General features: G+C 29.4%; 29 protein-coding genes and 1 pseudogene. 19 read left to right on the top strand and 11 right to left on the bottom strand.

Going from position 1 to position 26,950, the window contains the following annotated elements; all coding sequences use genetic code 11:
• Positions 1 to 77: 77 nt before the first annotated feature.
• Positions 78 to 1,271, bottom strand: a complete 1,194-nt coding sequence (locus OCU47_RS16260) for a Bcr/CflA family efflux MFS transporter (RefSeq protein ID WP_261829659.1) — start codon at positions 1,269 to 1,271, stop codon at positions 78 to 80.
• Positions 1,272 to 1,375: 104 nt separating this feature from the next.
• Here OCU47_RS16260 and OCU47_RS16255 point away from each other — a divergent pair, with 104 nt between their 5' ends.
• Together OCU47_RS16255 and OCU47_RS16250 are read left to right on the top strand one after the other, a co-directional pair.
• Positions 1,376 to 1,717: a winged helix-turn-helix transcriptional regulator gene (locus tag OCU47_RS16255; protein ID WP_261829658.1), complete on the top strand. Its 342-nt coding sequence runs from the start codon at positions 1,376 to 1,378 to the stop codon at positions 1,715 to 1,717.
• Positions 1,718 to 1,871: 154 nt separating this feature from the next.
• Complete coding sequence (locus OCU47_RS16250; RefSeq protein WP_261829657.1) at positions 1,872 to 2,894, top strand: serine hydrolase domain-containing protein; 1,023 nt, start codon at positions 1,872 to 1,874, stop codon at positions 2,892 to 2,894.
• An 89-nt stretch (positions 2,895 to 2,983) separates the two neighbouring features.
• Here the strand turns inward: OCU47_RS16250 and OCU47_RS16245 are convergent.
• Positions 2,984 to 3,217, bottom strand: a pseudogene (locus OCU47_RS16245) (stage II sporulation protein P); the annotation flags it as partial.
• 152 nt (positions 3,218 to 3,369) lie between these two features.
• On the opposite strand from OCU47_RS16245, the gene OCU47_RS16240 reads away from it, so the two are divergent.
• The 4 genes from OCU47_RS16240 (at position 3,370) to OCU47_RS16225 (ending at position 5,971) form a co-directional block, all read left to right on the top strand.
• Positions 3,370 to 3,561 carry a YwbE family protein gene (locus OCU47_RS16240; protein ID WP_261829656.1) on the top strand — a complete coding sequence of 64 codons (192 nt, stop codon included), beginning with the start codon at positions 3,370 to 3,372 and terminating at the stop codon, positions 3,559 to 3,561.
• A gap of 489 nt (positions 3,562 to 4,050) precedes the next feature.
• On the top strand, positions 4,051 to 4,332 hold the full coding sequence (locus OCU47_RS16235; protein WP_261829655.1) for a hypothetical protein: 282 nt from the start codon (positions 4,051 to 4,053) through the stop codon (positions 4,330 to 4,332).
• 100 nt (positions 4,333 to 4,432) lie between these two features.
• Positions 4,433 to 4,957, top strand: a complete 525-nt coding sequence (locus OCU47_RS16230; protein ID WP_261829654.1) for a GNAT family N-acetyltransferase — start codon at positions 4,433 to 4,435, stop codon at positions 4,955 to 4,957.
• 387 nt (positions 4,958 to 5,344) lie between these two features.
• Complete coding sequence (locus OCU47_RS16225) at positions 5,345 to 5,971, top strand: GyrI-like domain-containing protein (protein WP_261829653.1); 627 nt, start codon at positions 5,345 to 5,347, stop codon at positions 5,969 to 5,971.
• 46 nt (positions 5,972 to 6,017) lie between these two features.
• Here the strand turns inward: OCU47_RS16225 and OCU47_RS16220 are convergent, their stop codons facing one another.
• From OCU47_RS16220 to OCU47_RS16210, 3 genes are all read right to left on the bottom strand, one after another.
• Positions 6,018 to 6,383 (bottom strand): DUF2085 domain-containing protein, encoded by a 366-nt coding sequence (locus OCU47_RS16220; protein ID WP_261829652.1) that lies wholly within the window; start codon positions 6,381 to 6,383, stop codon positions 6,018 to 6,020.
• A 7-nt stretch (positions 6,384 to 6,390) separates the two neighbouring features.
• Positions 6,391 to 6,696: a zinc ribbon domain-containing protein gene (locus OCU47_RS16215; protein ID WP_261829651.1), complete on the bottom strand. Its 306-nt coding sequence runs from the start codon at positions 6,694 to 6,696 to the stop codon at positions 6,391 to 6,393.
• A gap of 123 nt (positions 6,697 to 6,819) precedes the next feature.
• Positions 6,820 to 8,061 (bottom strand): helix-turn-helix domain-containing protein, encoded by a 1,242-nt coding sequence (locus OCU47_RS16210; protein WP_261829650.1) that lies wholly within the window; start codon positions 8,059 to 8,061, stop codon positions 6,820 to 6,822.
• A 169-nt stretch (positions 8,062 to 8,230) separates the two neighbouring features.
• Between OCU47_RS16210 and OCU47_RS16205 the strand changes: the two genes are divergently transcribed.
• Together OCU47_RS16205 and OCU47_RS16200 are read left to right on the top strand one after the other, a co-directional pair.
• Entirely contained in the window at positions 8,231 to 9,463 is a 1,233-nt protein-coding gene (locus OCU47_RS16205) for an MDR family MFS transporter (RefSeq protein WP_261829649.1), read from the top strand.
• 37 nt (positions 9,464 to 9,500) lie between these two features.
• A complete protein-coding gene (locus tag OCU47_RS16200; protein ID WP_261829648.1) occupies positions 9,501 to 10,007 on the top strand; it encodes a GNAT family N-acetyltransferase in 507 nt (168 codons plus the stop codon).
• Between the two features lie 112 nt (positions 10,008 to 10,119).
• On the opposite strand, the gene OCU47_RS16195 is transcribed toward OCU47_RS16200, so the two are convergent.
• From OCU47_RS16195 to OCU47_RS16180, 4 genes are all read right to left on the bottom strand, one after another.
• Positions 10,120 to 10,455 (bottom strand): DUF2085 domain-containing protein, encoded by a 336-nt coding sequence (locus tag OCU47_RS16195; protein ID WP_261830647.1) that lies wholly within the window; start codon positions 10,453 to 10,455, stop codon positions 10,120 to 10,122.
• A gap of 34 nt (positions 10,456 to 10,489) precedes the next feature.
• On the bottom strand, positions 10,490 to 10,795 hold the full coding sequence (locus tag OCU47_RS16190) for a zinc ribbon domain-containing protein (RefSeq protein ID WP_261829647.1): 306 nt from the start codon (positions 10,793 to 10,795) through the stop codon (positions 10,490 to 10,492).
• Between the two features lie 207 nt (positions 10,796 to 11,002).
• Entirely contained in the window at positions 11,003 to 11,179 is a 177-nt protein-coding gene (locus tag OCU47_RS16185; protein ID WP_261829646.1) for a hypothetical protein, read from the bottom strand.
• Between the two features lie 173 nt (positions 11,180 to 11,352).
• Positions 11,353 to 12,045 (bottom strand): DUF421 domain-containing protein, encoded by a 693-nt coding sequence (locus OCU47_RS16180; RefSeq protein ID WP_261829645.1) that lies wholly within the window; start codon positions 12,043 to 12,045, stop codon positions 11,353 to 11,355.
• A 165-nt stretch (positions 12,046 to 12,210) separates the two neighbouring features.
• On the opposite strand from OCU47_RS16180, the gene OCU47_RS16175 reads away from it, so the two are divergent.
• The 3 genes from OCU47_RS16175 to OCU47_RS16165 are packed head-to-tail and all read left to right on the top strand — an operon-like array spanning position 12,211 to position 16,343.
• Entirely contained in the window at positions 12,211 to 12,642 is a 432-nt protein-coding gene (locus OCU47_RS16175) for a MarR family winged helix-turn-helix transcriptional regulator (RefSeq protein WP_261829644.1), read from the top strand.
• Positions 12,643 to 12,694: 52 nt separating this feature from the next.
• The gene (locus OCU47_RS16170; RefSeq protein ID WP_261829643.1) at positions 12,695 to 14,434 is read left to right on the top strand and encodes an ABC transporter ATP-binding protein; all 1,740 of its coding nucleotides are present in this window, start codon (positions 12,695 to 12,697) and stop codon (positions 14,432 to 14,434) included.
• Complete coding sequence (locus OCU47_RS16165) at positions 14,421 to 16,343, top strand: ABC transporter ATP-binding protein (RefSeq protein WP_261829642.1); 1,923 nt, start codon at positions 14,421 to 14,423, stop codon at positions 16,341 to 16,343. The genes OCU47_RS16170 and OCU47_RS16165 overlap by 14 nt, the downstream gene beginning before the upstream one ends.
• 145 nt (positions 16,344 to 16,488) lie before the next feature.
• Here OCU47_RS16165 and OCU47_RS16160 read toward each other — a convergent pair whose 3' ends face one another.
• On the bottom strand, positions 16,489 to 17,226 hold the full coding sequence (locus tag OCU47_RS16160) for a hypothetical protein (RefSeq protein ID WP_261829641.1): 738 nt from the start codon (positions 17,224 to 17,226) through the stop codon (positions 16,489 to 16,491).
• A gap of 79 nt (positions 17,227 to 17,305) precedes the next feature.
• Positions 17,306 to 17,692, bottom strand: a complete 387-nt coding sequence (locus OCU47_RS16155) for a nuclear transport factor 2 family protein (RefSeq protein ID WP_261829640.1) — start codon at positions 17,690 to 17,692, stop codon at positions 17,306 to 17,308.
• A gap of 432 nt (positions 17,693 to 18,124) precedes the next feature.
• Here OCU47_RS16155 and OCU47_RS16150 point away from each other — a divergent pair, with 432 nt between their 5' ends.
• From OCU47_RS16150 to uvsE, 8 genes are all read left to right on the top strand, one after another.
• Positions 18,125 to 18,949: a CPBP family intramembrane glutamic endopeptidase gene (locus tag OCU47_RS16150; RefSeq protein WP_261829639.1), complete on the top strand. Its 825-nt coding sequence runs from the start codon at positions 18,125 to 18,127 to the stop codon at positions 18,947 to 18,949.
• A 293-nt stretch (positions 18,950 to 19,242) separates the two neighbouring features.
• Entirely contained in the window at positions 19,243 to 19,578 is a 336-nt protein-coding gene (locus OCU47_RS16145; protein WP_261829638.1) for a PadR family transcriptional regulator, read from the top strand.
• A 1-nt stretch (position 19,579) separates the two neighbouring features.
• Positions 19,580 to 20,524, top strand: coding sequence for a permease prefix domain 1-containing protein (locus OCU47_RS16140; protein WP_261829637.1), 945 nt, complete (start codon positions 19,580 to 19,582; stop codon positions 20,522 to 20,524).
• Positions 20,525 to 20,616: 92 nt separating this feature from the next.
• Positions 20,617 to 21,234 (top strand): HD domain-containing protein, encoded by a 618-nt coding sequence (locus tag OCU47_RS16135; RefSeq protein ID WP_261829636.1) that lies wholly within the window; start codon positions 20,617 to 20,619, stop codon positions 21,232 to 21,234.
• Positions 21,235 to 21,419: 185 nt separating this feature from the next.
• Entirely contained in the window at positions 21,420 to 22,994 is a 1,575-nt protein-coding gene (locus OCU47_RS16130; RefSeq protein WP_261829635.1) for a VWA domain-containing protein, read from the top strand.
• Positions 22,995 to 23,323: 329 nt separating this feature from the next.
• The gene (locus OCU47_RS16125) at positions 23,324 to 24,634 is read left to right on the top strand and encodes a zinc-ribbon domain-containing protein (protein ID WP_261829634.1); all 1,311 of its coding nucleotides are present in this window, start codon (positions 23,324 to 23,326) and stop codon (positions 24,632 to 24,634) included.
• A 41-nt stretch (positions 24,635 to 24,675) separates the two neighbouring features.
• Positions 24,676 to 25,521 (top strand): hypothetical protein, encoded by an 846-nt coding sequence (locus OCU47_RS16120; RefSeq protein ID WP_261829633.1) that lies wholly within the window; start codon positions 24,676 to 24,678, stop codon positions 25,519 to 25,521.
• A 458-nt stretch (positions 25,522 to 25,979) separates the two neighbouring features.
• Positions 25,980 to 26,861, top strand: coding sequence for a UV DNA damage repair endonuclease UvsE (uvsE, locus tag OCU47_RS16115; RefSeq protein WP_376778044.1), 882 nt, complete (start codon positions 25,980 to 25,982; stop codon positions 26,859 to 26,861).
• Positions 26,862 to 26,950: the final 89 nt, after the last annotated feature.

The raw sequence follows: 26,950 nt of genomic DNA, 5'->3' as shown, positions 1-26,950 counted from the left end.
CAAGATAAAATTATATATTATTTAAAGATAAGTGCTTAGATAACTTTTATAAAGAGATATCTAAGCACTTTTATATTTTACTTATTTTTAATTTTCTTTGATAATACGAATAGTATGGTTGATACAACAAATATAAACATATAAATAAAGGTTAGAGGAATTTGAGAATTAGTTTTTAAATTGCTACCTAATGAGATTACGATAAAGACTACTATTCCTGTTATAGTGCCGAAGATCGCACTAGCTGATCCAGCGCTGTTAGAAAATAGAGACATAGTAAGAGCAAGAGCATTTGGCACAATAAAACCTATAAAGAAAAATATAATAAAAACAGGAATTAAAATAATATATAAATTTATATGTAACAGAATTCCTAATAGTAACATGAATATGCTACCACTTAATGAAGCAATTAAGCCAAAATGTAGAAGTATGTTAGAATTAAAAAACTTAATAGCTATACTATTTGATATAGTGCCGAAAAAATAGGCAAAGCCTAATATTAATGCAAAGGTTCCGTATTCAACAACAGAATATTTTAATAATACTTCAATAAGAAATGGACCTACTGCATTAAATAAAACTATAGCTCCATAACCAAGAGCAGATATAGTACTAATAAGCATAAAGGTTGGATGTGTGATGATACTACTAAGAGTGCTATAAGTTTTGGTGATGTTAAATTGAGTTAGGTTCAAGTTTGTTTCTTTAAATCTTATAAGTGAATATATAAAAATAAATAATCCATAAATGCAGAAAACATAGAAGTTTGATTTCCATCCAAAACATTTTTCTAGGTTACTTCCAATGAAAGGCGCAAGGATTGGACCTAATGACCAGCTAAGTGTAAAATAAGTAGTTGCTTTCCTTAATTCAATTCCAGAAAAAACATCTACCAGTACGGCTCTTACTACAACAGCTAATCCAGCAACACAAATTCCTTGTAAAAAGCGAAAAGTTTGAAATATGAAGATATTAGAAGATAGAATAGAAGCAAAACTAATAAGAGAAAAAGATAATGCGCATAAGATTAAAATTTTTTTTCTTCCAAAGCTATCAGATAATACTCCAAGAACTACTTGTCCTATACCATACCCTAATAAATAGAGGCTTATAGTTAATTGTACTAAATTAGCACTTGTATGAAAGTAGCTTGTGACCATAGGTAATGAGGGGACATATAAATCAACACCAAGTCCCATTAGGAACGGAACTATTACTACTAAAAAATATATATTTCGTTTTGGTAATATAGAATTTTGAATTTTCATTTGAGCATCTCTCCTTTTGATTAACTAGTTTAAATTGTATATAATTATTAATATAAAAGTAAGTATGCACTTTAAAGTAAGATACTATATGAAAGGAAAGTAATATGAAAAAATGGTCATTAGATGAAGGAAATTGCTCTATCTCATATACATTATCAGCAGTTGGAGGAAGGTGGAAGTGGCTTATATTGTATAAATTATTTCAAAATAAAGTATTAAGGTATGGAGAGATAAAAAAGAATATGCCATCAATTACTCATAAAATGCTTAGTCAACAATTAAAAGAACTTGAATCTGAAAATTTGATTAATAGAAAAGAGTATCCTCAAATTCCACCTAAAGTAGAGTATTCGTTAACAGAAAAAGGTGAATCATTAATACCGATATTAACGCTTATGTCAGAATGGGGGGCGAAAAACAAACCTGATGCAAGTGTCAATGATTAATAATTATCAAGTGAAACTTGATTCAGGTGGGGTTTGATCCCCATCTGAATCTTAGTTGAACTTATCCAGGAGCGTGCAGCCGTTATCTCCAACTTAAAGAAGTTGGAGTGTTACGGATGCTAGCTATCGGATAAAAGGGTGGGGTTATATAAGCATGAAAATATTAGACAATAAAGTACAAGCTATTAAAGAAAAGATTAATAGTATAGAAGATTTTTCAGGAGCAGTATTAGTAAAAGAAAAGGGTGAAACAATTTTTGAAGATGGTTTTGGTTTTTCAGATATAAGTAATAAAATTAAGAATACTGCAAATACTCGTTTTGGAATTGCATCAGGAGCAAAGATACTTACGGGAATAAGTATCTGCAAATTGGTTGATAAAGGACTACTAACTTTTGATACATTACTAAAAGATTGCATAGATGTAGAATTCCCTAATTATGATGACAATATAACAATACATCAATTGGTTACACACAGTTCTGGTATCCCCGATTACTTTAATGAAGGAGTCATAGAAGATGATGGAGCACTATGGATGAATACACCTATGTATATACTTAGGAATCCAAAAAGTTTTGTCCCTTTGCTTCAAAAGGGAACTATGAAGTTTAATCCAGGTGAAAAATTTTCATATTGTAATTCTGGATTTGTAGCATTGGGACTAGTTGTAGAACATGTATCAGGAATGAGTTTTCCAGACTTCGTCAAAGAGAATATTTTTGATGTAGTTGGAATGAAAGATTCAGGCTATTTTGCTCTTGATATGCTGCCGGAAAAGTGCGCTTACGGTTATATAGAAGAGGCAGATGGTACACTAAAAACTAATATGTATTCAATACCTATAGTAGGTGGACCAGATGGTGGTGTGTTTGTAACAGTTGAAGATATCAGCAAGTTATGGCAAGGATTATTTAGTTATAAGCTATTAAGTAAAGAAATGACTGAGAAGATGTTAACACCACATATATATGTAGAAAATGATGTGTATTATGGATATGGGGTTTGGATTATAAAAAGAGAAGATGGAATATTGAAGTACTACGTCACTGGTGGTGATCCAGGATTGAGATTTATGTCATCATTCTATCCAACATCGCAAGTTGAAGTAACTGTCACAGCTAACAGAGAATTTGGACCATATGATATTTCAATGTTTGTAGAGTCTATACGTTAAAGGTGGTAAAAGCAATACTAAGTGTTGATTAATCTTATACTTAGCATTGCTTTTAAATATTGAAATTAAATATTAGAGTACAAAACAATTTATTTTAATGCTGAAACCAGTGCATTTACACATTCTTCAATATCTTTGTCACTGGACTTATTATTTCCAATCTCCATAAGCACTGAATTGTTAGATAAATCTTGGTTAAAATAAGATAATCCATTCTCATAAATTATTATTGTTGCTTCAACTTTGTTTGAATTCTTAATATTTTTTAATAGAAGATCAACAAATTTTTTATTTGCTTCATAATGTGGGTTGTTTTTAGCAAGTACAAATTGTAGGAAATGGAGATTATTACATTATTATTGCAATTGATACTATAAATATCTATAATACAGTAAGACCACTTTTGGAAAAGCAATTTTTATTATTTTGATATGCTGTAGAAGTAAATATAGATCGAAAGAAGAAGGATAGAGTTATGGATGGAACAAGACGAAAAGATATAAAAGTAGGATCAAGAGTCCTAGTTGTACAAAAACAAGACCAACGTTCAGGAAAGTTAACTGAAGGTGTTGTACAAAGACTTCTTACAAATTCAGAGGTACATCCTCGTGGAATTAAAGTTATGCTTGAGAATGGAATTGTAGGAAGAGTCCAAGAAATAAAATAATAAGATATCTTCTTGGCTGCCAGTTAGAGTGATTATTAATCATTTTAACTGGTTTTTTATAAATTAAGGCATCTTGGAATTACATAGGTTTATATGCTAGCGTATTTGTTTTGAAATCCATAATTGACAAAGGTTGGTTGGAATTATACAATAAGTATGAATAAAGTATTTTTATTAGATAATTTTCTTATGAAAGGAGATGTTGTTTATGAGTTCAGATATAAAGGTGATTAGTGAATAAAACTTAATATGGGCGTAAATGTAACTTTAGGGGTGACCCTTTATTTGTGATGCATTTTCGCAGATTATCATAACCTTTCATAATATACTGCTTATTAAGTATAAGTAACACGACAGAAGGTTCGTGTTTTTTTGTATCCGTAGATAGTAGCCAGATTTAAAGGGTTACTTGTCTACGGTATTTTTATGCCCATTTTTAGTAATAGAAATTAATTTGAAGATATTAAAATTAATAGAGGTGTATTTGTAATGTATAAAAAAGAAAATGAAAATAAAGCAGTAGAAATTATTTTTTCATATGAAGTTAAGAAGGATAATAAGGTGTTTATATATTGGTATGATAAGCTTATAAAAATACTTTCAGGTGAGAATGCAAAGAAGTTCTTATTTAAAATTGATGGGGCTGATAGTTTAGAAGCTCAACAGATTATGGCTAGACTTACAGCCAATCTTAAACGAAAAAAGGATGGAGACATAAACACTATTGTAATTAGAGGGGCACATCATACAAGGAATAAAAATAATTATTAGAGTAGAATTTAATAGAATGCTATTTGAAGTATTATACTATTTGTGATATATTAGGATTATTTATTTGACAAATAGATGTAATTTAAAGGGGGCAATATATATGCAAAGAATTAAATTAGTTTTTCCGACACAAGAATATAAAGATCAAGTTTTGGAATATAGGAATGAATTTGAAATAAATGGGGACAGCATGGATGGGACTGCAGGGTTAGCTAACAAGAAAGATTTTGATGAGTGGCTATCTGCACTAGTAGATAATTCAAAAGAAGAAACTGTAAGGGAAGGACTTGTACAAGCTACCACTTATTTGGCAATAAGAATTTCTGATGGAAGATTAGTTGGTATGATTAATATTCGTCACAAGTTAAATCAGTATCTACTTAATTTTGGAGGTAATATCGGATACAGCATAAGAAAATCTGAACGCAGACAAGGCTATGCAAAGGAAATGCTAGGTCTAGCATTGGAAAAGTGCAAAGAAATAGGAATTGAAAAGGCACTTGTTACCTGCAATAAAACCAACATAGGTTCAGCAAAAACTATTTTAAGTAATGGTGGAGTGCTAGAAAATGAAGTGCCAGAAGATGGTGAAATCACTCAAAGATACTGGATTTCAGTTAAATAACAGAGTAGATTTAATTAATAATAATTTATAAGGGTTTATGAAATAAGCAGTATCAATATTAGTAATATTGGAACTGCTTATTTTTTCTATAGTATAAGGTTATATTATGAATTGCAGCTTACTGCAACGGAGGAAAAAATCATTAATTATTTGAAAAGTCATGAAATCATAACAAATAGATAGGCAAGAGAAGTATCAGGATTATCACCTTCAGGTATTAGGAAAGTGTGTGATGGTTTAGTACAAAAGAAATTAATAGTGGCTATAGGTGATAAAAAGAGCGGAAGTTATAAATTAGATGTATCTCTTTAATTATAATATGACCATATGATGTCATATTAAGAGTGCTATATTATATTTATCAATTGAATATAAAGAGGTGCTATGATGAAATTTGAATGGAGAAAACAAGAAAAGAATTTATATATACCAAAGGAAAAACCAGAATTAATAACAGTGCCACAACAAAAGTTTTTGATGATAAGTGGAAAAGGGAATCCAAACGATGAAGAGTTTAGTGAAAAAATAGAAGTATTATACTCTTTAGCTTATGCTATAAAAATGCTACCTAAACAAGGAGATATTCCGGAAGGATATTATGATTATACTGTTTATCCACTCGAGGGTGTATGGGATTTAAGTGAAGAGGGCAAGCAGTCTAATATATTAGAGAAAGATCAATTAATATATAACATAATGATTAGACAACCTAACTTTGTGACACAAGAAGTTGTTGATAGGGCATTTGAAAATGTCAAAAAGAAAAAGAATCATCATTTACTTGATGAAGTGACTTTTGTAACTATGGAAGATAGATTGTCTGTCCAAATGATGCATATTGGTTCTTATGATGATGAACCCCAGAGTTTTGATCAAATGAAGAAATTTATTGATGAAAATAATCTTGAAATAGTATCACTAAAGCATAGAGAAATCTATATTTCAGATGCAAGAAAAACTGAAAAATCAAAGATGAAGACAGTCTTAAGATATAGAGTTTTCTATAAACACTAAATAAGAGGGATAGATGCTTATTTTAGTACCTATCCCTCTTACTATATCATTTTATTAACTTAGCATAAAACCATTGTCCAGATTGTAGTCCCCACATTATTGCTAATCTGAATAAGCATATGGTAGCTATTCCAGCTAAAATTCCAGTAATTAATCTTCTGATGTTTGTACTTTCATAGTATCCAAGATATTGTCCAGTGCCATCAATTACTAATGGAAGCATCAATGAAAGTTCTAAAAATATGTGCATCCTATGAGATAGTATTACATAAATGATACCTAAAATATATCCAACTAAGATACCTGTGCAACGAGCACATAATGGAAATTGGCGACCTTTAAAGAAAAAGGATCTCTCTGGCAACCTATGGCACAAAAACATATAGTTTAGAAGTTTTTCACAATTAGTCATTATAACATTATAAGCCAGCTACGGCCCCTAGAAGTCCTAGTGCAAAGAATATAACATAAAGAAGAACCCAAGCAATAACTCCACCTATAGTCCATTTACATACCAAACTTGCACTGTTAGGCTTTTCATCCTTCCATAAGAAGTACAATATTAATCCAACTATTGGAAAACAACAGGAGACAACTCCAGCAGCATGAGATGGATTATCTATAGAATTTTTATTAAGCCCCCCTCTATTATCAGTAGCTGCACCACAGTGGATACAAACTGCAGCATTATCGTCAATTTCTTGTCCACAATTTTTACAATACATTGTAAAACCCCCTTAAAAAATAATAGTAAGAATAAAAAGTGTTTGTTTCAGATTAGAAATATTATTCATACTATATATCTTTATGACGATAATATGGGAAAAATTATCAGTGAGCAGAAAAAATTAGAGTAATTGTTTATAAAGTTTATTTGCTTCTTTATATTTTCTTCTACTTTCAAGATATTCAATAAGCTTCAATTTAATATCCCTGCAAAGGTCACTTATTTTTCGTTCCTCGTAGTAAGGAAGAATTTTATCTTTAACTTCAGTATAGAAGAACTCATCATTGAATTTATGTATACATAAGTAAGCAAAATATAGTGCGTTGTAATACATAGAAGATTCAAACTTTTCATTAAGATAGATATCAAAAATTTCATTACAGTCATCAATTTTATTTAGTTTCATGCAAGCTAATATATAGTTATATGCAGGCAGAATACTATCATAAGTAGTTTCCATTGCAAGTTTGCTATATTTTATACTTTTTTCATAATTACCTTTATAAAAATATAAATCAGATAAATTAGTATAAAGCTGAAAATACAGGTTTTCCATATCAAAATGTTTTGCTGACATAAATGCAGCATTAAAATGCTTTTCAGCATTTTCATATATTTTTAGATATGAAAAACATATGCCAAGATAATTATGACACCAGACTGCATTTAGATACATACCACTCTTTTCATAAATGTCTAGAGCTTTTTCTAAATAATATGATCCTTTTGCTGGATTGCTATTAAAGCATAAAGATTGTCCTAAACAAAAGTTTATCCAAGAAGTATCCTTTAGCGTTAAAGCTTGAAGCTGCCTTTCTATAGCTTCTTTAGATTTATGTTGTTTACTAAGGATGATTCCAGATATGAGAAGATACAAAAATTTAAGGTCATAACTTAAGGCGTTTAATATTTTATCCAGTATATCAATATCATCTTTTAATTTGTTATATGGCACATTTTCCACAAAGGTTTTATACATAAGATCGTATATTTTAAATTCGATATTATATGGGGAGCTATTTATTATATTTTCTAGTTTTGAGAGCTCAGTATGTATTTCTTTGGCTCCATCAAAATTATAGCTTTCAATATCATTTTTCATTATATTTAGTTTCTGCCTTATAAGTCCTATGTTAGGCAAATTATCTGTCAGATTAATATTTAGTTTTTCCAGTAAAGCCTCAATTATTTCAGGTCTTAAATGCTTTTTTCCATTCTCAAAATAACTTAGATGGCTTGTGGAGCAGATTCCATGTGCCAAAGCTTCTTGACTGAAGTTATTTTTAATTCTTGTATATCTTATCCAACCAGACAAAAAATCATATTCTAATTCTTTTTCAAATATTGTAACTGTAGACGACATAAGAACCTCCTAGTTAAAGCTATTAAAATATTGTTAGTTTGACTATAAATAGTGAAATGTATATATAATTATACCATTAAAGTAAAGAGTTATATAAAAATTATTCAACAGGAATGTTTTGAGTTAATTTTGTTTAGCAAGTAAAATATTATACTAGGGGGCGATTAGAATGAATAGATTAATAAAAAATTATAAGGGTCTGCCGAAGGAAATGTATATTATTTGTTTTTCAACAATAATAAACAGATTGGGAGACTTCGTAGTACCATTTTTAGCTTTATATCTTACTCAAAAGATTGGTATGTCAGAAGGGTTATCTGGCTTTATTGTAACTATATCAGCTATTATAGGGATACCAGCAGCAATAATGGGTGGTAAGGTATCTGATATGTTTGGAAGAAAAAAAGTATACATATATGCACAAAGTCTGTCAGCAGCAGCCTTGATACCTTGTGCTGTCACAAAGAATCCAGTAATTACTGTAGTATGTTTGCTATTAAGCACATTTTTAAATGGATTTGTAAGACCAGCATTTAGTTCAATGGTTACAGATATATTACCTCAAGAGAAGAGACAAGGTGGATTTTCTCTGCAATATCTTTCTATAAATGTAGGAGTTGCCATTGGACCTATTTTAGCAGGGTTCTTATTTAATAATCTCTTGCCAATGTTATTTTTAGGTGATGCATTAACATCATTTATAGCAGTATTTTTAATATGGAAGAATGTAAAAGAAACTTACTCTCCAGATAGTCATGTTAAGGTAGAAAATAAGGCTGAGAGAGTTGAAAAGGGAAATACTTTACAGATGCTTAGAAAAAGACCTCATTTGTGTTTATTCTTTCTTTTAAGTGCAGTCTATAGTTTTATTTATACTCAACATAGATTTTCACTTCCTATTACAATAGATGCTCAGTTTGCGAGCCAAGGGGCAAAATACTTTGGATATGTTATGAGTATAAATGCTATCAGCGTTTTAGTTTTAACTGTTTTTATAAGTGCTATAACTAGAAAAAATCATCAGCTAACAAACATGGTGTTCTCAGGTCTGTTATATGCTATAGGTTTTGGAATGATAGGATATATAAATAATTTTTGGCTATTTGCTATATCAACAGTGATTTGGACTGGAGGAGAAATTCTAAGTACTATAAGTTCAGGAGTTTATGTGGCAAACAATAGTCCAAGCAACTATAGAGCGAGACTTAGTGCAATTTCATCTATTGGTTGGGCAGTAGGCGCAGCCTTAAGCACCTTTATTTCAGGAGCATATATGCAAGTTCATGGCTGCAAAACTATTTGGACAGCAATATTCTTTATGTCATTAATTGCAGCTGGTTTGATGTTTTCTTTAAAAGTATTTTCAAAGAATATGGAAAAGAAACTTCATTCAGCAATGTAGTAAGTTTAAGTTAAGTATTAAATTGGGGGTTGTGTAGATGGAAGAGTTAGCAAACAATAAAAATGTGATTATAAGGAATGCTGAAATTAGAGATGCAGCACAAGCAATATATATAGTTAAGCAAGTTATGGCAGAAGCTCCTTTTTTTCCAAGAGCATCTGAAGAATTTGTTTTTACAGTGGAGCAGGAAGAAAGTTATATAAAAAATGCAGCTCTATTTTTAGTAGTAGAAGTAGAGGGGAAGATAGTAGGACTAGCAACTTTAGATAGAAGCAACTTAGTAAAAATACATCATACTGCAACCTTTGGAATAAATATATTAAAAGAATATTGTGGACAAGGTGTAGGAAGTTTACTTATGCAGAGAGTCATTGAATGGGCAGAGAATAATGGAGTAGAAAAAATAGACTTAGAAGTATTTGCAAACAATATTTCAGCAATTGCACTTTATAAAAAATATGGCTTTGTTGAAGAAGGAAGAAAAAGAAAAGCAATTAAGACAAATGAAGGATATCAAGATATGCTTATAATGGTAAGATTATAGTTTAATATAATTTTCTAAATATGAAAACTCCACCTAGACTGTGAGTCTAGGCGGAGTTTGGTTCTTAAAAGCTAAAAACAATTCAAGTTGTTGTTTTTTTTTTTTTTTGGAATTATTTTGCTATTAGGTGGTAGAATGCATGTCCTGATTCTAGTCCTAAAACACCAGCTAATCTAAATAAACATATAGTAGATATTCCAGCTAAAATTCCAGTAATAAATCGTCTGGAATTTGTACTTGTAAAGTAACCAAGATATTGTCCGGTACCATCAATTAATAAAGGTACCATCAATGAAAATTCAATTACTATATGCAAAGTTTTAAATGATAATATGTAAATAATTCCTAAAAGGTATCCTACTAGAATACCAGTACAACGAGCACATATTGGAAATTGCCGACCTTTATAGAAAAAAGATCTTTCTGGTAACCTGTGGCAAAAAAACATGTACTTTAGAAGTTTATCAAAGTTAATCATTATATTAGTAGTTTGAAGCAAGGGTTCCAGCAATACCTAAAACAAAACATAGTCCATAAACAATAACCCAAGCAACAATTCCACCTATCATCCACTTGCATACTAGTTTAGCACTATTAGGCTTTTGGTCTTTCCACATAAAGTATAAGATTAATCCTACGATTGGAAAACAACATGATGCAATTCCAGCTACATGAGAAGGATTGTCTACAGGTTCATTACCAATGCTAGAGTTGCCAGTAGCTACACCACAGTGTATACATATAGCAGCCTTATCGTCAATTTCTTTTCCACAATTTTTACAAAACATTATATATTCCCCCTAAAAAATTTAATAACTGATATAATAATATCATTAATGCAATTACTAGTAAATAATTAAATGTTTTTTTGTATAAATATAGTTATATGTGCCAAAATTAGTACTTAATTCAGGGAAAATTCTATAATGCAATAAAACGAAAAATCCCACACCTAACATAGGGTGTGGGATTTTTGTGTCAATTAGTGTCAATTACTAATCTTGATAACTAGATAATTGTTGACAAGCAGAATTAAGAGAATCTATAGCAGATTGTATTTTGCTCTTATTTTCTTGTTTTTCTGCAGAACCAAGAGCTTGTTGTAATGTTGAAACTGCATTTTTTACAGTGCTCATACTTTGGTCAACATGTTGTTTAGCATTTCCTTGCATAATTTGTTACCTCCTTTAAGGTATCTTGGGAAAATAAATTTATATGTTAATTTATTTTCAGATACCTAAATTAAACTTACATTAGTATTATGAGCATAATATTACATCATATGTGTGGATAAATATGGAGGATTCTTAAGGGGGAACCACAGGCATACTATCTTAAAAAAGATTTAAAATCTTTTTTTCTTGGAAATATAAAGTTTTTTGGAACTGTCAAGACCAGCATAAAATACTTCATTAATATTATTTATGCCATAATTCTGAAGTTCAGTTGATAGCCAATTTTCATTTAAATCAGCATTTTTAAGAGTTTCATAAATAATAGTACCATCAATTATTAAGTCTTTAGTTAGAGTTGATTTAGATGACTCAATATTTAGGTCTTCTCTAGTAATTGATTGTTTTTCAGATTTAAGTAATACAGATAAAGTACCGTCTGATTCCAATATTGCCATTTGGACATCATTTATATTAAACACAGTTTTTTCTCTTAATTTCATCATAAGCTCATTGAGTGTTAACTTTATTTTCTTCATATTAAGATTTAAAATTTCACCATTTTCAATTAATGTTACAGGTTGGGCATTTAAAAATTTGCGTAGTTTAAAGTGTTTTATATGAATGTAACCAGTTAAAATTTCTAAGAAAGTAAATGTAAATAAAGCTATTATTGCCGTTATAAACTTATCACCGCAGCTTGTTGATACAGCAACACCAATGAGTGATCCCATTGAGATGGCAATAATGAAATCAAAGAGAGTTGTTTGTGATAATATTTTTGATCCCATAAGCTTTGATACAAATAAGGCCAATATATATATTATGATACATTTTATAATTGTAATAATAATAAAATTATTCATTTAAATCTCCTTAGATATGCAATCTTACTTATTGCTTATATATTTTTTCGCAGACATAATTAGAATTTACAGAATTATATTTAATATACGGAGAATAGGTTGACAAAGAAATTAAAATTAAGATATAATTAGTTAGAAATCTAACAAATATACAGAGGTATAAAATTGAGTAGAGGAATTCATATTGGAAAAGAAGTTCTTAATTTGTCTAATAAAATTAAGAGAAGCATAGGCAAGGAAGCCAGTAAATATGGGATAACAAGTGTTCAAGGAAGAATTCTTGGATTTATATATCATCAGTCTAGTAAAAAAGATATATTTCAAAAGGATATAGAAGAGGAGCTAGATATAAGACGTTCTTCAGTAACCAGTGTTCTTCAGCTTATGGAGAAGAATGGTTATATAAAAAGAGAAAGTGTATCTGAAGATGCAAGGCTTAAAAAATTAATTCTTACAGAAAAAGGTTTGGAAATACAACAAATAGTACATAGTTCTATTCTTGAAATTGAAGAATCCTTGCATGAAGAATTAAGTGATGAAGAAATAGATACATTGGTTAATTTAATTCATAGATTATCTAAAAAAATTGCTGATTAGATGCAATTTTTTTTAATGTAATAGTTAGAAATCTAACAAAGGGAGGAAAATTATGATAAAAAAATTAATAAGCTATGTAGATGAATTCAAAAAAGATTCTATTCTGACACCTGTATTTGTTGGATTAGAAGTAGTAATGGAAGTACTTATTCCTTTACTGATGGCAAAAATTATTGATAATGGGGTAAACAAGGCAGATATAAAATATGTATGTATTATGGGTGCATTGATGCTATTTACAGCATTTTTATCTCTTTCTTTTGGTATATTATCAGGAAAGTTTGCAGCTAGAGCGTCTTCTGGGTTCGCTAGAAATTTAAGAAGAGCCATGTACAATAATATCCAAGAATATTCTTTCTCAAATATAGACAAGTATTCTACAGCTGGTCTAGTAACTAGATTAACTACAGATGTAACTAATATTCAGAATGCTTATCAAATGATTATAAGAATGTTTACGAGAGCACCACTAATGCTTGTATCTGCTATGGCTATGTCATTTTATATTAATGCAAAGTTAGCCCTAGTGTTTTTAGGAGCAATAATTTTCCTTGGAGTAATACTATATTTCATTATGACAAGGGTTCATCCATATTTTCAAAAGGTTTTTAAGAAATATGATTCTTTAAATGCTAGTGTACAAGAAAACTTAACTGGTATCAGAGTAGTAAAAGCGTATGTAAGAGAAGATCATGAAAATGGCAAGTTCTATAAGGCTTCTGAAACTTTATATAAATATTTTATAAAGGCTGAAAAAATAATAATTCTTAATGCGCCTGTAATGCAATTTACAGTTTATACTTGTATGTTGCTTTTATCTTGGCTTGGAGCAAAGATGATAGTTTCAAAATCAATGACAACTGGAGAATTGATGAGTTTATTCACATATACAACAAATATCTTAATCAGCCTTATGATAATTTCAATGATATTTGTAATGGTAGTTATGTCAAAAACCTCTGCTGAAAGAATAGTAGAAGTTTTAGAAGAGAAAAGTGATTTAGCAAACATAGAAAATCCAGTTTATGAAGTAAAAGATGGATCTATAGAGTTTGATAATGTTAATTTTAGTTATAGTAAAAGTATGGACAAGTTAAACCTAGAGAATATAAATTTAGCTATTAAATCTGGAGAAACCATAGGAATTATTGGAGGAACAGGTAGTGCAAAATCAAGTTTTGTTCAACTTATTCCAAGATTATATGATGTTACTGGTGGAAGTATAAAAGTTGGTGGCGTTGATGTTAGAAATTATGACATAGAAACTCTTAGAAATGAAGTTTCTATGGTATTACAAAAGAATGTATTGTTTTCAGGCACAATAAAAGAGAACCTAAGATGGGGAAATAAGAATGCAACAGACGAAGAATTAATAACAGCATGTAAGCAGGCTCAAGCAGATGAATTTATACAACTGCTTCCAGATAAGTATGATACCCATATTGAACAAGGTGGTAATAACGTATCTGGTGGACAAAAGCAAAGATTGTGTATTGCAAGAGCCTTACTAAAGAAACCTAAGATATTAATTTTAGATGATTCTACAAGTGCAGTAGATACTAAGACTGATGCTCTTATAAGAAAGGCATTTAAAGAATCAATACCAGATACAACAAAACTTATAATTGCTCAACGTATTTCTTCAGTTCAAGAAGCAGATAAAATTATTGTTCTTGATGATGGAAAGATAGATGGATTTGGAACACATGATGAATTGCTAAAGTCAAATGCTATATATCGTGAAGTATTTGAATCACAAGTGAAAGGAGCTGATAATGATGAGTCAAAATAATGCAGAAAAATCTAAAGACATGAAGAAACCTAACGGACCTAGACGAGGCAGCGCCAATCCTATGAAAACATTAAAGAGATTATTAGTTTATGTACTTAAAGAGTATAAACTTCTATTTTTAGTGGTTTTTATTGGAATTATAATAAGTTCTCTTTCTGGTGTTGTAGGTACTTTATTTATAAAGAATTTAATTGATGATTATATTGCACCAATGTTAAAGCAATCAGCACCTAATTTTACTCCTTTATTAAAAGCAATGGGATTTATAGCAATTGTTTATTATGTAGGTGTAGTGTCAACTTATGTATATAGTAGGATTATGATTATAATTTCTCAAGGGTCACTAAAGAAAATTAGAGATGATATGTTTGCTCATATGCAGAGTTTACCTATAAAGTTTTTTGATACTCATGCACATGGAGACTTGATGAGTCTTTACACTAATGATACAGATACTTTAAGACAGATGATAAGTCAAAGTTTACCTCAACTATTGTCATCTATAATAACTATTGTCAGTGTATTTGCATCCATGATAGTTTTAAGTTTACCACTAACATTTATAGAAATTTTAATAATAGCACTTATAGTGTATGTTACTAAATTTATTGGTGGTAAGAGTGGAAAGTACTTTGGAATGCAGCAAAGAGACTTAGGTACAGTAAATGGATATATAGAAGAAATGATGGAAGGTCAAAAGGTTGTAAAAGTATTTTGTCATGAAGAAGAGGCAAAAGATAGATTTAATGAATTAAACGACAAGCTTTTTGATAGTGCTAATAATGCAAATAAGTTTGCAAACATCCTAATGCCTATAATGGGAAACATAGGATATATAAACTATGTATTGGTTTCTATTTTTGGATCAATGCTTGCTATTGGGAAGGTAGGTGCTTTCACTCTTGGAGCCCTTGCAGCTTTCTTACAATTAACAAGAAGTTTCAGTCAAACCATGAACCAAGCATCTCAGCAACTTAATTCAATCATCATGGCTTTAGCTGGAGCAGAACGTATATTTAAGATTCTTGATGAAGTGCCAGAAACTGATGAAGGATATGTAACTCTAGTAAATGCTAAGGTAAATGAAGCTGGAGACATAGAAGAAGTTAAGGAACATACAGGAGTATGGGCTTGGAAACATCCACATGGAGATGGTACTGTTACTTACACAAGACTTCTTGGAGATGTAGTTTTTGATGATGTAGACTTTGGATATAATGATAGTAAGATTATATTACACAATATAAAGCTATTTGCAAATCCAGGTCAAAAGATAGCATTTGTAGGAGCTACAGGTGCAGGAAAGACTACTATCACTAACTTAATCAACAGATTCTATCAGATTCAGGATGGTAAGATAAGATATGATGGAATCAATATTAATAAAATAAAAATGGATGATTTAAGAAGATCTCTAGGAATTGTACTTCAAGATACTCATTTATTTACAGGTACAATTGCTGATAATATTAGATATGGTAAGTTAGATGCAACAGATGAAGAAGTATATGCAGCAGCTAAGCTTGCAAATGCAGATCAATTCATTAAGCACTTACCAAATGGATATGAAACTACAATCACAGGAGATGGTGGTAATCTATCACAAGGTCAAAGACAATTATTAGCCATTGCTAGAGCTGCGATTGCAGATCCACCAGTATTAATTCTTGATGAAGCAACTTCAAGTATTGATACAAGAACAGAAACTATTGTTCAAGAAGGAATGGACAAACTTATGAAGGGCAGAACAGTGTTTGTAATTGCCCATAGACTTTCAACAGTAAAGAATTCTGATGTTATTATGGTTCTTGAACAAGGAAATATTATTGAACGTGGAAATCATGAAGAATTAATAGAACAAAAAGGCAAGTATTATCAACTTTATACAGGAGCCTTTGAATTATCTTAATGATCAAAAGATACTATATAGACTTACTTATTTTTGAAGATGTCTTAATAGATAAAAATGCAAAAGCTATGAAACTAATCTACAGTTTCATAGCTTTTTTTATTATTCTTTAGGAAATCATAATAAAATCAAATTTGTGGATAACTTATAATAAAGGTCTTAATAGAATAATTTGACGTTTACCTATCTTAAAGTGATCAACCCTTTTATATTTAGGGTGATTGATGCTAATCTTTTTTCTTGATACAATTGCAACCACAGCATTGTTTGATAGCTTAGTAAGCATATTATCAAGTAAATTGAAAATAGCTTCATCTTCATTTGAAGAACCAATCCAATCTACAATTTTTCCATAAGGTAAATCTGTAATTACAATATCAATGGGGTCTATTTTATTGATATTATTAGGTTTTGTAGCATCACTTGTAAAGCAATTAATATTTATACGGTGAGACATATGTTTTATAGTATTCATCAGTTTTAATGAACTTTGTAATGCTTCATTATGTGATTCTTTTCCGTATTCTGAAATCATTTGCCTTATTTGTTCAGCACGATTTTTCAAGCCTTCTTCAGTTAGCAAGGAAAGATTTTTCTTTGCAAGCTCCAATACAGTTGTATCAACATCAGAACCGTAGATTTTTAATATATCTTCACCAAATAAGTAGCCTATAGTAGTTAGTAGGTAGGCACCACCACAACAAGGATCATATATAGAATATGGGCCTAAGTTTCCATCCTGTTTTAAGATATTTGTGCATCTTTGAAATATTTCGCTAGTTAGTCTCACTGGGAAAGAGGTGGTTCCATGTTGATTATAAAGGACTCTTCCACTTGAATAATCTTCATAATTAATATTTTCTGTAGCAAATTTATAACTCATTTATTAGTTTTAGTGGGAGTGTATTTAAAACTCCTACTAAAGTCACCTCCAGTCATTGTAGTTCTTTTATATAAAGTCTTTATTTCTTAAATATAGATTTTGTTGTTAAGGTTCCCTGATGAAAAATCATCTTCCAATGTCCATTAAAGCATTTCCAAATGGAGCTGCGAAGAGAGTATTTTTTACTTTCATTTACTCCATTGTTCTTTTTAACTTTATAGATTGCTAATATACAATCGTCAGATAGCTGCTTTATTTCAAAATCTACAATATCCCATTTAAGTTCTGTATTATCATCTTGTGATTGAAAAATATCACCATTCTTATAATGATACTCAATTCCAGAACTGCAAAATTCAATATAATCATCTGATAATAGCTTATTTATCTTTTCTGAGGATTTTCTTACTTCTGATTTTAATAAATTATATTCTAATTGTAAAATATGCTCTTTTATTGATTCCATTATAGTAACCTCTATATAATTATTTGAATTTTTAATTACTCTACGTTCTCAAATTGTTTTAGTGTTCATATAGTATCATTTGGAGTTATGTATTGTGCGTAACGTAGATTTATAGCTATATTTTAAAAGCAAAAGAAATATATAACATTTATTCTATATCGGTTTTATATAAAGGTCAATGTGTATTACAAATAGGCAATTAAGAACATTCATAGTTTAACAATTACTACTGCTAAATTGCAAGATGCTAAGTATAATTTGTATTCAAATCAAAATATTTACACAGTGAGTTAAATGTAGTAATATGTTCTGCAAGGGTATTAATAAATGTGATAATAAAAGTGTGAGTTTTTAATTAGAAAACACGATGTAGGCTAAAATTATCATTATATCGATTAGATTACCTTAAAGTTAATTAGTTAGGAGATTAGTATGAAAAAATTAGGTGAATTCATAGTAACGGTTATATTATTACCAGCGTTGTATTTCTTTATATCTGCAATAGGTGGGATTGTCTTTATGTTTGGCTATGCATTAGCTAATAATGAAAAGTCAAGTCATATTGTAGTAGATAGTTTACAAGAGGTGGTAAATAGGAATATTAGTCTTATACTCTTAGTAGTTAATACAATAATGCTGGTAGTGTTATTTATTTTTTGTATACCAACAAAGGCAAGCTTATTAAAAAGATGCAATTTTAAGAAGTGCAGTATAAAAAAGGTTTTATATACCAGTTTGTTAGTGGTAGGAGTTGCTATGTTAACCGCTGTATTTGTTGGTCTTGCTACTAATATATTTTTTAGTTACAAGAATGTATCAAATACTATTGAAAGTTCAACTACTACAGTTTTTCAATTTTTTATTGTGATAGTTTTAGCTCCTATTTTTGAAGAAATATTTTTTAGGGGAGTAATTTTTTACTGGTTAAAAAATAATTTTAATATAGTATTTGCTATAATTGTACAAGCTCTCGTGTTCGCAATAATGCACGGAAACATACTCCAAGGAATTTATACCTTCTTTTTAGGCATAATATTAGCTTTAATAAATATGTATACAGGTTCGTTGTATGGTAATATAGCTGGACATTGTGTTTTTAATCTATTTGGAACTTTAATAATTCCATCCTTTTTAGCAAAGATAAATTTTGTTGCGTATATAATTATTGCATTAGCTTTAATTTGTGTAAGTATTTTTGCAGTTGTTAGGTTAAGAAAATTAGAAACTATTTCTGTTAATGTTGGGATGTATATATAATAAAGCATATCTAAAATTGAAGTCCTACTTATTTTCTATGCATATGGTATATAGTACAAGCTATGTAAGTTAATAAATTAATAGTTGTAATTAAGAAAGAGCAACACTATCTGAACAAATAGTGCTGCTCTTTTCCTATACTAAATTATAAAGGGAATAAATAAATATTCAAGATATTTCTAAAAAGTTTCGAAAAGTACTTGATAATATAAAGTACTTTCGTTTATACTATAAGAGTACTAAACAATATTAAGTACTTTGCTTAATGAAATAATATCTAGGAGGGTAAGTTGGTGGAATTTGACAAGGAGATTCTTAAAGGCTACATTGACTCAATTGTTTTATCTGTGTTGTATGATGAGGATATGTATGGATATTTAATTGTAAAGAAGATTAAAGAAAAATCAAATGATGAATTTAATATTAAAGAAGCAACCTTATATGTATCCTTAAAAAGGTTAGAAAAGAAGGGGTACCTTCAAGGTTACTGGAATGATACAGAAGGTACAAGTGGTGGAAGAAGAAGATACTACTCAATTACTAAAGAAGGTAAAGAGTGTTTTGATAGAAGTGTGGAAGAATGGAATGAGTTTAAGAAAACTCTAAATAACTTTATGAGGGGAAATTAATATGAAGAAGCTTGATGATTATATAAATAAGATTTACAAGAACTTTGATGAAAAAGATGAAGAAACCATAATAATGAAGGAGGAAACAAAGGCTCATTTATATGAGGAAGTTGAAGAATTAAAGAAACAAGGGTTAAGTGAGGAAGAAAGTATAAAAAAGGCAATCTCAAATTTTGGCCAAGAGAATTTAGTAATAAATGAAATGAATGATATTTTAAATAAGCAAAATAAGTTTGCAAAGATACTTACAAGAGTTGCCTTAGTTATATTTTTAGTTGGAGTTATATTTAAAGGGATTAATCTAGCTTGCGATTTTGCACACGTAAATCATGAATTATATACAGCATATGATCAAAATACATCAGAGTATGCTTTCCAAGTTATTTCTAGTAAAATAAGCAATAAAACTTCTCTAGATGAGAATACAAAACAGGAAATAACCACATTTCTTGATAAATTTAATGAGCGAACAAACGGGTTGTACTATATTGCAATAAGGAATTCATCAAAAGTTGAGTATGAATACAAAAAAGATGTACCTAAAGAAATGGCTACAATCAATGGAAATGGTGGTTTGAGAGGAATAAATCAGTTTTCAATAGATTATAAGTTAACTGATTCTCAAGATTATTATGATTCCCAAGTTTCTAGAGCAACATGGGATAAGATAAATAACTCCATACCTAACGTATTAAATCAATCTGCCAATTATTTGTTTTTAAGTGCTTGGATTTTAATCTGTGTTTCTCTTATAAGCAAGGTATACTCAAAGAATTTAATATCTAAAGGATATTTAGGATTTTTTGTAGTTGCATCTATATTAATTGTTGGACTATTTTTGGTTAACTATCATACCTTTCAAGAGCTTATGGTTTTAGTGATAGGAGCTGTTATAGCATTAAGTATTTATTTTAATAAGGGGTACGTGAAAAGAAAGTTAATATAAGCATGTAGGAAGTTCCAATTATAAGATATATAATTATAATTGGAATTTTTGTTTTAATAAGAATGAATTTGTATAGAGAAGAGGGATATGTAATGGATATTAACGCACTTCAAGAACTTGCGCAAAAAATGATGGCAAATAGAAAAGCCCATTTAGAGAGGGAAAAAGGATTTACTTATTATCATGGAGTAAGAGTATCTAAGGTGGCAATAAACTTAAGAAAGATAATTTTACCAGAGGATAGCTCATATGATGAAATTTTAATTACAGCATGCTTATTTCACGACGTAGCCAAGGGCATAGAACCTCATGGAACTTATGGAGCTGTGTTGATGAAAGAAATTCTTAAAGATTACTGCACAGAACAAGAAATCAATAAAATATCTGAACTTATATATTATCACAGTTTAAGAAAGATGGACAAAGATTATTCAGATTATATAAAAATAGTACAGGATGCGGACATACTTGATCATTTTGGTTCTATTGAAATGTGGATCAATTTTCAATATTATGCACATACAGACGAACCAATGCACAAATCAATAGAGTTCTATGATAATGAATTTGATGATGAAGTTCAAAGGCTTAGGGAATTACTTAATTATGATGTATCTCGTAAAATTTTTGAAGATAAAATTTCTTTTGTACATTCATTTGTTGATAGATTTAAAAAAGAAGTTGCAGGAGAATTTAGCATAGAAGTATAGCTGATTATTGCTTTGATTGCATACTTTTTCTTGTAATGTAAAACTAAATACTGATATAATATACAAGAAATTTTCAACAAGGTCTTTCATATTAATGTAGGTTAATGGAGCAATAAGTATATTATTAATTATTTATATAAAAGGATATGCAGTATAAAATCAACAGTAGTGAAAGGAAGAAAAGTATGTTTTGTGGTAACTGTGGCAAAAAATTAGAAGATGGAGATAAGTTTTGTGGTAATTGTGGTAAGGTGCAAAAGCAAGATAATGATACGTCCAATTCCAATTTAGAAAAGAGTAAAATCAAACCTAAGTCAAATAAAAAAATAGTTTTATCTTTATTGGGAGTTGGAATCTGTGCTTTAGTTTTCTTGTTGGTATTTACTTTTTCAAGCGATAAAATAAAGAAACTTTTTAGTTCTAGTAGTGAAACTTTAGTAAATGACAACGGCGGTAGTATGAATAGTAAGGTGTCTAAACCTGCTGATAGTAAGATTTCAATAAATCAAATTGATTCATCAAATTTTCCTGAAATAAGTGTGTATTTTACTGCAGAAGACAGTAATGGTAAGGTTCTGAAGAATTTGACTAAGAATTATATGAAGATAAAAGAAACTAATTCTAAAAATTCAGTTGAGGAAGAAATATTAGATTTAAGACAGATGAATTTAAATCAACCATTAAGTATTAATTTAGTTATGGATACAAGTGATAGTATGAAAGGTAATAAAATTGATATAGCTAAAACTGCTGCTAGAAATTTTATTAATTCAGTTCAATTTAATTCAGGAGATTCAGTTGAATTAATTACATTTAATGAATCAGTATCCATTGCACAAGGATTTACAAGTCAAAAAGATAGGATTGATGGAACACTAAAAAATTTAAGTACTAATAGTGAAACTGCTTTTTACGATGCATTAAATACATCACTTGTAGAGACAAGCGAAAAAAATGGACCTAAATGTATAATTGCTTTTACTGATGGATTAGATAATAAAAGCAAAGTGACTTCTGAGTATGTTGCTGATTTAGGAAAAAAGTTAGGAATTCCAATTTATATAATAGGTATTGGTGATGATGTTGATACGAATGTATTACGAGATATTAGTGAAAAAACAGGCGGCTATTTTACTCACATAAGTGATGTAGAAAAACTTCAACAGATATACAGTGATATATTTAAGAAACAAAAGGAACAATATATTTTAAAGTATAAAACTAAAAATAATGTTAGAGATGGGATATTTAGAAATGTAGATTTGAATTTAATAAGTGAAAGATATGTAGGTTCTGCTTCAGAAAGTTATTTACCTAAGTATGCAATAAATCCCAATGTTGATCCAAGTACTGGTTATTCTTCACAGTATGAAATGACAGGTGTTGAAAGAGCAATGTATGATTATCAATATAATTTTGTTAAAGCTGTTAATGGCTATGATTTTTCGGTTTTGTCCCCATATATTGATGCTAATGGCACTTTATATAATATGCAACAAAAATTAATTGAATCATATAAAAAACAGTCTATACAAGAAAAATTAGTTTATTATTCTATTGAGTCTACAAAAAAGGTTAGTAATGATGAATATCAACTTGTAGTCTATGAAAAATTTTATATAACTTATGATAATAAAAAGCCGACTCTAATGGAATATAGAAATATATATACTATTAAAAATACTAGCAATGGGTTTAAAGTTAGCGATATGCCAGATCTTAAGGTTTTAAACAGTACCAGTGTTAATTACAATTTTTAGTAATAATAATTTAAAATGGATGTTTCCTACATTATGTAGGGACATTTTTTTATGTTTAATTATTTACAAGAGAGAGCATGTTTATATACATAGACTATAAGTTATAAATCACACTGCAAATAGAGTAATAAATGGATATTTTATAATGTACAATCTTTTCATATGATGGTAAAGTCATTTCAGGGGGTGAAAAAAGTGTCATATAGTAGCTAAATAAGGGGGAATTAGCATATTTTACATTTGGAATCTTATTTTATTTAGCAGGAATTATTGTAAGTTTATCATGTTTGGTGTTTTTAATTAACTAGATTTATATAAGGGGGAATAGTATGTTTTGTCCAGAATGTGGAGAAAAGAATAATGATGATTCAAATTTTTGTCATAGCTGTGGTGCTAAATTAACTATAGAAGTTAATGAAGAAAAACAACAGCAAATAAATCAGAGTTCTAATAATAATAAAGTAGTAGAACAAACAGAAGCTGTGTATGGAGTAAATGAATATTATCAAATAGCAAAAGAGGAGAATAAAACAAGAAAAGGTTTTAGCACAAAACAAAAAGTTACTTTATTAATAGTAGCATTTTTAATTATAGCAATTGGAGCTTTTTGGGGAATCGGAAGGTATATTAGTGATCCTAAAAGAATAGCAAAATCTTATTTTCAATCTATGAGTTCAAATGATTGGAACAAGGCTTATTCATATCTCGATGTAAAAGATAGTGATTTTATTTCAAAAGAAAGCTTTGCTAAGGTGGCATCAGCTGAAAAATCAAAGGTTGGTGATATTACAAACTTTAGTGTAATAGATACAGTGAATAGTAAAAAGTCTATGGATGAGTTAACAAAATCTGTAGAGATTAACTATACAGTTAGAAATAGCTCATCTCCAATTTCAAAGAAGATTAATTTAGTGAAGCAAAAAGAAAAGAAATTTTTATTTTTTGATAGTTGGAAGGTTGAACCAGAAAATCTTGTTGTTAGCCAATATACAGTGTATGTTCCTAAAAATACAACTTTAACTATTGATAATGTTAAGGTAAATAGCAAATATATTGTTAAAGGTAATGATACTTCTAGTACATCAGATACAGATACTTATAAGCTTACTAATATTTTTTATGGAAAACATGAATTAAAAATTAATAGTTTGTATACAGAAGATTATAGTGAAACTGTGGACATTGATGAAAGTGGAAGTCATTCTGTACATGAACTTAAACTTAAAAAGCAAGTAGAAGATGATTTAGTTAAGCAAGTTGGTGATGTATATAAAGAATTTTATAAAGCTGCATTAACAGGAAAGTCTTATGATACAGTAAAAGATTATTTTACATCTGATGAGGAAACACAGAAAGAGATGCAGAGTTCATTTGAATATCTTGTGTCAAAAGGTAAAGGTGATTTCTTTGAAAAAATAAAGGACATTAATTTTACTAACTTTAAGGAAGATGGTACAGCAGAGTATAGTAACTCTTATATAGATATGTCATTAACAGCTCAATATACATATACTTCAATTGTTAGTGGAGATGATGAAAAAGATAGTAAGACACTTGAAACTCCAGGAACAACTAATTTGACAGTTGATCTTGTTTTAGAAGGTGGCAAGTGGAAAATAAGTAGGCTGGTTGTTTTTTAATAATATATTATTAGGTAAATAGATTTTAGGAGGAAAATAATATGTCAAAGTTTTGTACAAAATGTGGGAGACCACTTCAAGAGGGAGAAGTTTGTACTTGTCAAAGTGAACAAGTTTCACAACAAGCAACACAAAATGGACAAGCACAATTTCAACAACCAATAAACCAACAACAAGTTGCGCCAAGTGGATTTTCACTATACATAAAAAGATTTTGTGATGTAGCTACAAAAACAATGAAATCTCCTGCATCAATGCTTAGAACATTTGTAAAAGCAAGTGATTTTAAGCTTGGATTAGGTTTCATAGGTGTAAATGCAGCTATATTCTCATTATTTATAGTAATATTATTTGGAAAAGTTAATTCTCTAATATTGTCATTAACTAACCTGTTTGGAAGACTTAGTTCCATGGGTTTAGATAGTGCTATGGGGATGGGAAATAGTTTGAGCTTTCCACTTTTAAAAATCTTTTTGGTAACTTTCATATTAACTTTTGGTGGAGCATGCGTTTTAGCAGCTTTATTACTATTTTTTACAAAGGTTATATTTAAGTTTAATACAGATTATAAACAAATGCTATGTGTAGCAAGTTCAAAAAGTCTAGCATCAATACCATTTTCATTAGTTGCTTGCTTATTTGCGCTTGTAATGCCTACATGGAGTATATTTATTGTATCATTTGGTGCTTTATTAGGATATTTCTATGTAGCAGTAGCTATAAAGGGAGCTGGAATTGTTGATGAGGATAAATTAACATATATTCTATTTTTATCTTTTGCAGCAATGATTATTATTACAGCAATAGTAATGCAAGTATCATATAAGATGTATTTACCATCAGTAGTTTCAGATGGATTAGGTGTTTTAAAAGGCTTTGGATACTAATTTAAATTTATATAATGGTTAGCTAGAATTTTATTCAATAGAGAACTAGTATGTTAACAAAAAACTTTCAAGTAGGGACAAGCCCTATTTGAAAGTTTTTTTATTTATAAGTAATTTTTTTTATTATAATAGATATCAAGTGAAACTTGATTCAGGTGGGGTTTGATCCCATCTGAATCTTAGTTGAACTTATCCATGAGCGTGCAGCTGTTATCTCCAACTTAAGCAGAGAACCTAAATCTATAATTTAGTGTGAATCGGTTAAGCAGACATCTCAAATCTATGATTTGATGATGATCGCTTACTCTGTGAGTACTCATCTGACTTTAGGAAGAGGAGTTTCATATAAAGTTGGAGTGTTACGGATGCTAGCTATCGGATAAATAACTAAAAGATAACTAATGATAATAAGAGATAGTTTATATATATATATAATCAAATCATAAGGGAGGTATAAGATGAGTATAGGATATGCTTGTTTAACTGTTGGAGTTCCTAATACTAATTTAAAGAGCTGCATACTTAAAAATGCAAATGAAGATAGGTTATTAGAATTAATTTCACATAACTTAAATTCACTTGAAAATATAATTGATTATAATATAGAAAATAATATAATGCTTTTTAGAATAAGCTCTGATATTATTCCTTTTGGATCGAGTCCAGTAAATAATATACCTTGGTGGCAGATATTTTCTGATAAGTTTTTCAGAATAGGAAGTAAAATTCAAAGCAGTGGGATGAGAGTTTCAATGCACCCAGGGCAGTATACAGTTTTAAACTCTCCTAATGAAGAAGTAGTAAGAAAGGCAATGATAGATTTGAATTATCATACAAAGGTTTTAGACAGTCTTGGAGTTGGAGAAGCTCATAAGCTTATATTGCATATAGGTGGTGTTTACAATGATAAGAAGACAGCTATGGAGAGATTTATAGATAATTATGCTTATTTAGAGAAGTCCGTAAAACAAAGACTTGTTATAGAAAATGATGATAAACTATACAACATAAATGAAGTTTTAGAGATAAGTGCAAGACTTAATATTCCTGTTATTTTTGATAACTTACATAATGAAATCAATCCTTATGACAAAGAAAAGAGCGATATTGATTGGATTAATGAATGCAAGGGAACTTGGACAGGTAAAGATGGAAAGCAAAAGATGCACTATTCTCAGCAAGATCCATTAAAGAAACCAGGCGCCCACTCAGAAACAATAGATACACATGAATTTATGAACTTCTATCAAAGGTTAGATAGAGAAGATATAGATATAATGCTTGAGGTTAAAGACAAAAATGTTTCAGCAGTAAAGTGTATAAAGGCCTGTAAAAGCTAGTTGTATTTTAATCAATAAATTACATTTTATTGTAATTAATATTACTTCATGTTACTATGTAATCATATATTTCAAATTGGGGGAGGACC

Origin of the sequence: Clostridium sp. TW13 (genome assembly GCF_024345225.1) — a bacterium.
In the GTDB taxonomy this organism is placed as follows: Bacteria; Bacillota; Clostridia; order Clostridiales; family Clostridiaceae; genus Inconstantimicrobium; species Inconstantimicrobium mannanitabidum.
This window is presented reverse-complemented; position numbering and strand designations above follow the sequence as displayed.

What these genes read in the sequence shown, in the direction of transcription:
- OCU47_RS16210 (WP_261829650.1), bottom strand. Translation starts at nt 8,061, where the DNA reads ATGTCGTCTACAGTTACAATATTTGAAAAAGAATTAGAATATGATTTT.
- OCU47_RS16185 (WP_261829646.1), bottom strand. Translation starts at nt 11,179, where the DNA reads ATGCAAGGAAATGCTAAACAACATGTTGACCAAAGTATGAGCACTGTA.
- OCU47_RS16125 (WP_261829634.1), top strand. Translation starts at nt 23,324, where the DNA reads ATGTTTTGTCCAGAATGTGGAGAAAAGAATAATGATGATTCAAATTTT.
- OCU47_RS16255 (WP_261829658.1), top strand. Translation starts at nt 1,376, where the DNA reads ATGAAAAAATGGTCATTAGATGAAGGAAATTGCTCTATCTCATATACA.
- OCU47_RS16230 (WP_261829654.1), top strand. Translation starts at nt 4,433, where the DNA reads ATGCAAAGAATTAAATTAGTTTTTCCGACACAAGAATATAAAGATCAA.
- OCU47_RS16180 (WP_261829645.1), bottom strand. Translation starts at nt 12,045, where the DNA reads ATGAATAATTTTATTATTATTACAATTATAAAATGTATCATAATATAT.
- OCU47_RS16165 (WP_261829642.1), top strand. Translation starts at nt 14,421, where the DNA reads ATGAGTCAAAATAATGCAGAAAAATCTAAAGACATGAAGAAACCTAAC.
- OCU47_RS16240 (WP_261829656.1), top strand. Translation starts at nt 3,370, where the DNA reads ATGGATGGAACAAGACGAAAAGATATAAAAGTAGGATCAAGAGTCCTA.
- OCU47_RS16160 (WP_261829641.1), bottom strand. Translation starts at nt 17,226, where the DNA reads ATGAGTTATAAATTTGCTACAGAAAATATTAATTATGAAGATTATTCA.
- OCU47_RS16205 (WP_261829649.1), top strand. Translation starts at nt 8,231, where the DNA reads ATGAATAGATTAATAAAAAATTATAAGGGTCTGCCGAAGGAAATGTAT.
- OCU47_RS16215 (WP_261829651.1), bottom strand. Translation starts at nt 6,696, where the DNA reads ATGTATTGTAAAAATTGTGGACAAGAAATTGACGATAATGCTGCAGTT.
- OCU47_RS16200 (WP_261829648.1), top strand. Translation starts at nt 9,501, where the DNA reads ATGGAAGAGTTAGCAAACAATAAAAATGTGATTATAAGGAATGCTGAA.
- OCU47_RS16190 (WP_261829647.1), bottom strand. Translation starts at nt 10,795, where the DNA reads ATGTTTTGTAAAAATTGTGGAAAAGAAATTGACGATAAGGCTGCTATA.
- OCU47_RS16140 (WP_261829637.1), top strand. Translation starts at nt 19,580, where the DNA reads ATGAAGAAGCTTGATGATTATATAAATAAGATTTACAAGAACTTTGAT.
- OCU47_RS16225 (WP_261829653.1), top strand. Translation starts at nt 5,345, where the DNA reads ATGAAATTTGAATGGAGAAAACAAGAAAAGAATTTATATATACCAAAG.
- OCU47_RS16155 (WP_261829640.1), bottom strand. Translation starts at nt 17,692, where the DNA reads ATGGAATCAATAAAAGAGCATATTTTACAATTAGAATATAATTTATTA.
- OCU47_RS16220 (WP_261829652.1), bottom strand. Translation starts at nt 6,383, where the DNA reads ATGACTAATTGTGAAAAACTTCTAAACTATATGTTTTTGTGCCATAGG.
- OCU47_RS16120 (WP_261829633.1), top strand. Translation starts at nt 24,676, where the DNA reads ATGTCAAAGTTTTGTACAAAATGTGGGAGACCACTTCAAGAGGGAGAA.
- uvsE (WP_376778044.1), top strand. Translation starts at nt 25,980, where the DNA reads ATGAGTATAGGATATGCTTGTTTAACTGTTGGAGTTCCTAATACTAAT.
- OCU47_RS16250 (WP_261829657.1), top strand. Translation starts at nt 1,872, where the DNA reads ATGAAAATATTAGACAATAAAGTACAAGCTATTAAAGAAAAGATTAAT.
- OCU47_RS16195 (WP_261830647.1), bottom strand. Translation starts at nt 10,455, where the DNA reads ATGTTTTTTTGCCACAGGTTACCAGAAAGATCTTTTTTCTATAAAGGT.
- OCU47_RS16135 (WP_261829636.1), top strand. Translation starts at nt 20,617, where the DNA reads ATGGATATTAACGCACTTCAAGAACTTGCGCAAAAAATGATGGCAAAT.
- OCU47_RS16235 (WP_261829655.1), top strand. Translation starts at nt 4,051, where the DNA reads ATGTATAAAAAAGAAAATGAAAATAAAGCAGTAGAAATTATTTTTTCA.
- OCU47_RS16130 (WP_261829635.1), top strand. Translation starts at nt 21,420, where the DNA reads ATGTTTTGTGGTAACTGTGGCAAAAAATTAGAAGATGGAGATAAGTTT.
- OCU47_RS16260 (WP_261829659.1), bottom strand. Translation starts at nt 1,271, where the DNA reads ATGAAAATTCAAAATTCTATATTACCAAAACGAAATATATATTTTTTA.
- OCU47_RS16170 (WP_261829643.1), top strand. Translation starts at nt 12,695, where the DNA reads ATGATAAAAAAATTAATAAGCTATGTAGATGAATTCAAAAAAGATTCT.
- OCU47_RS16150 (WP_261829639.1), top strand. Translation starts at nt 18,125, where the DNA reads ATGAAAAAATTAGGTGAATTCATAGTAACGGTTATATTATTACCAGCG.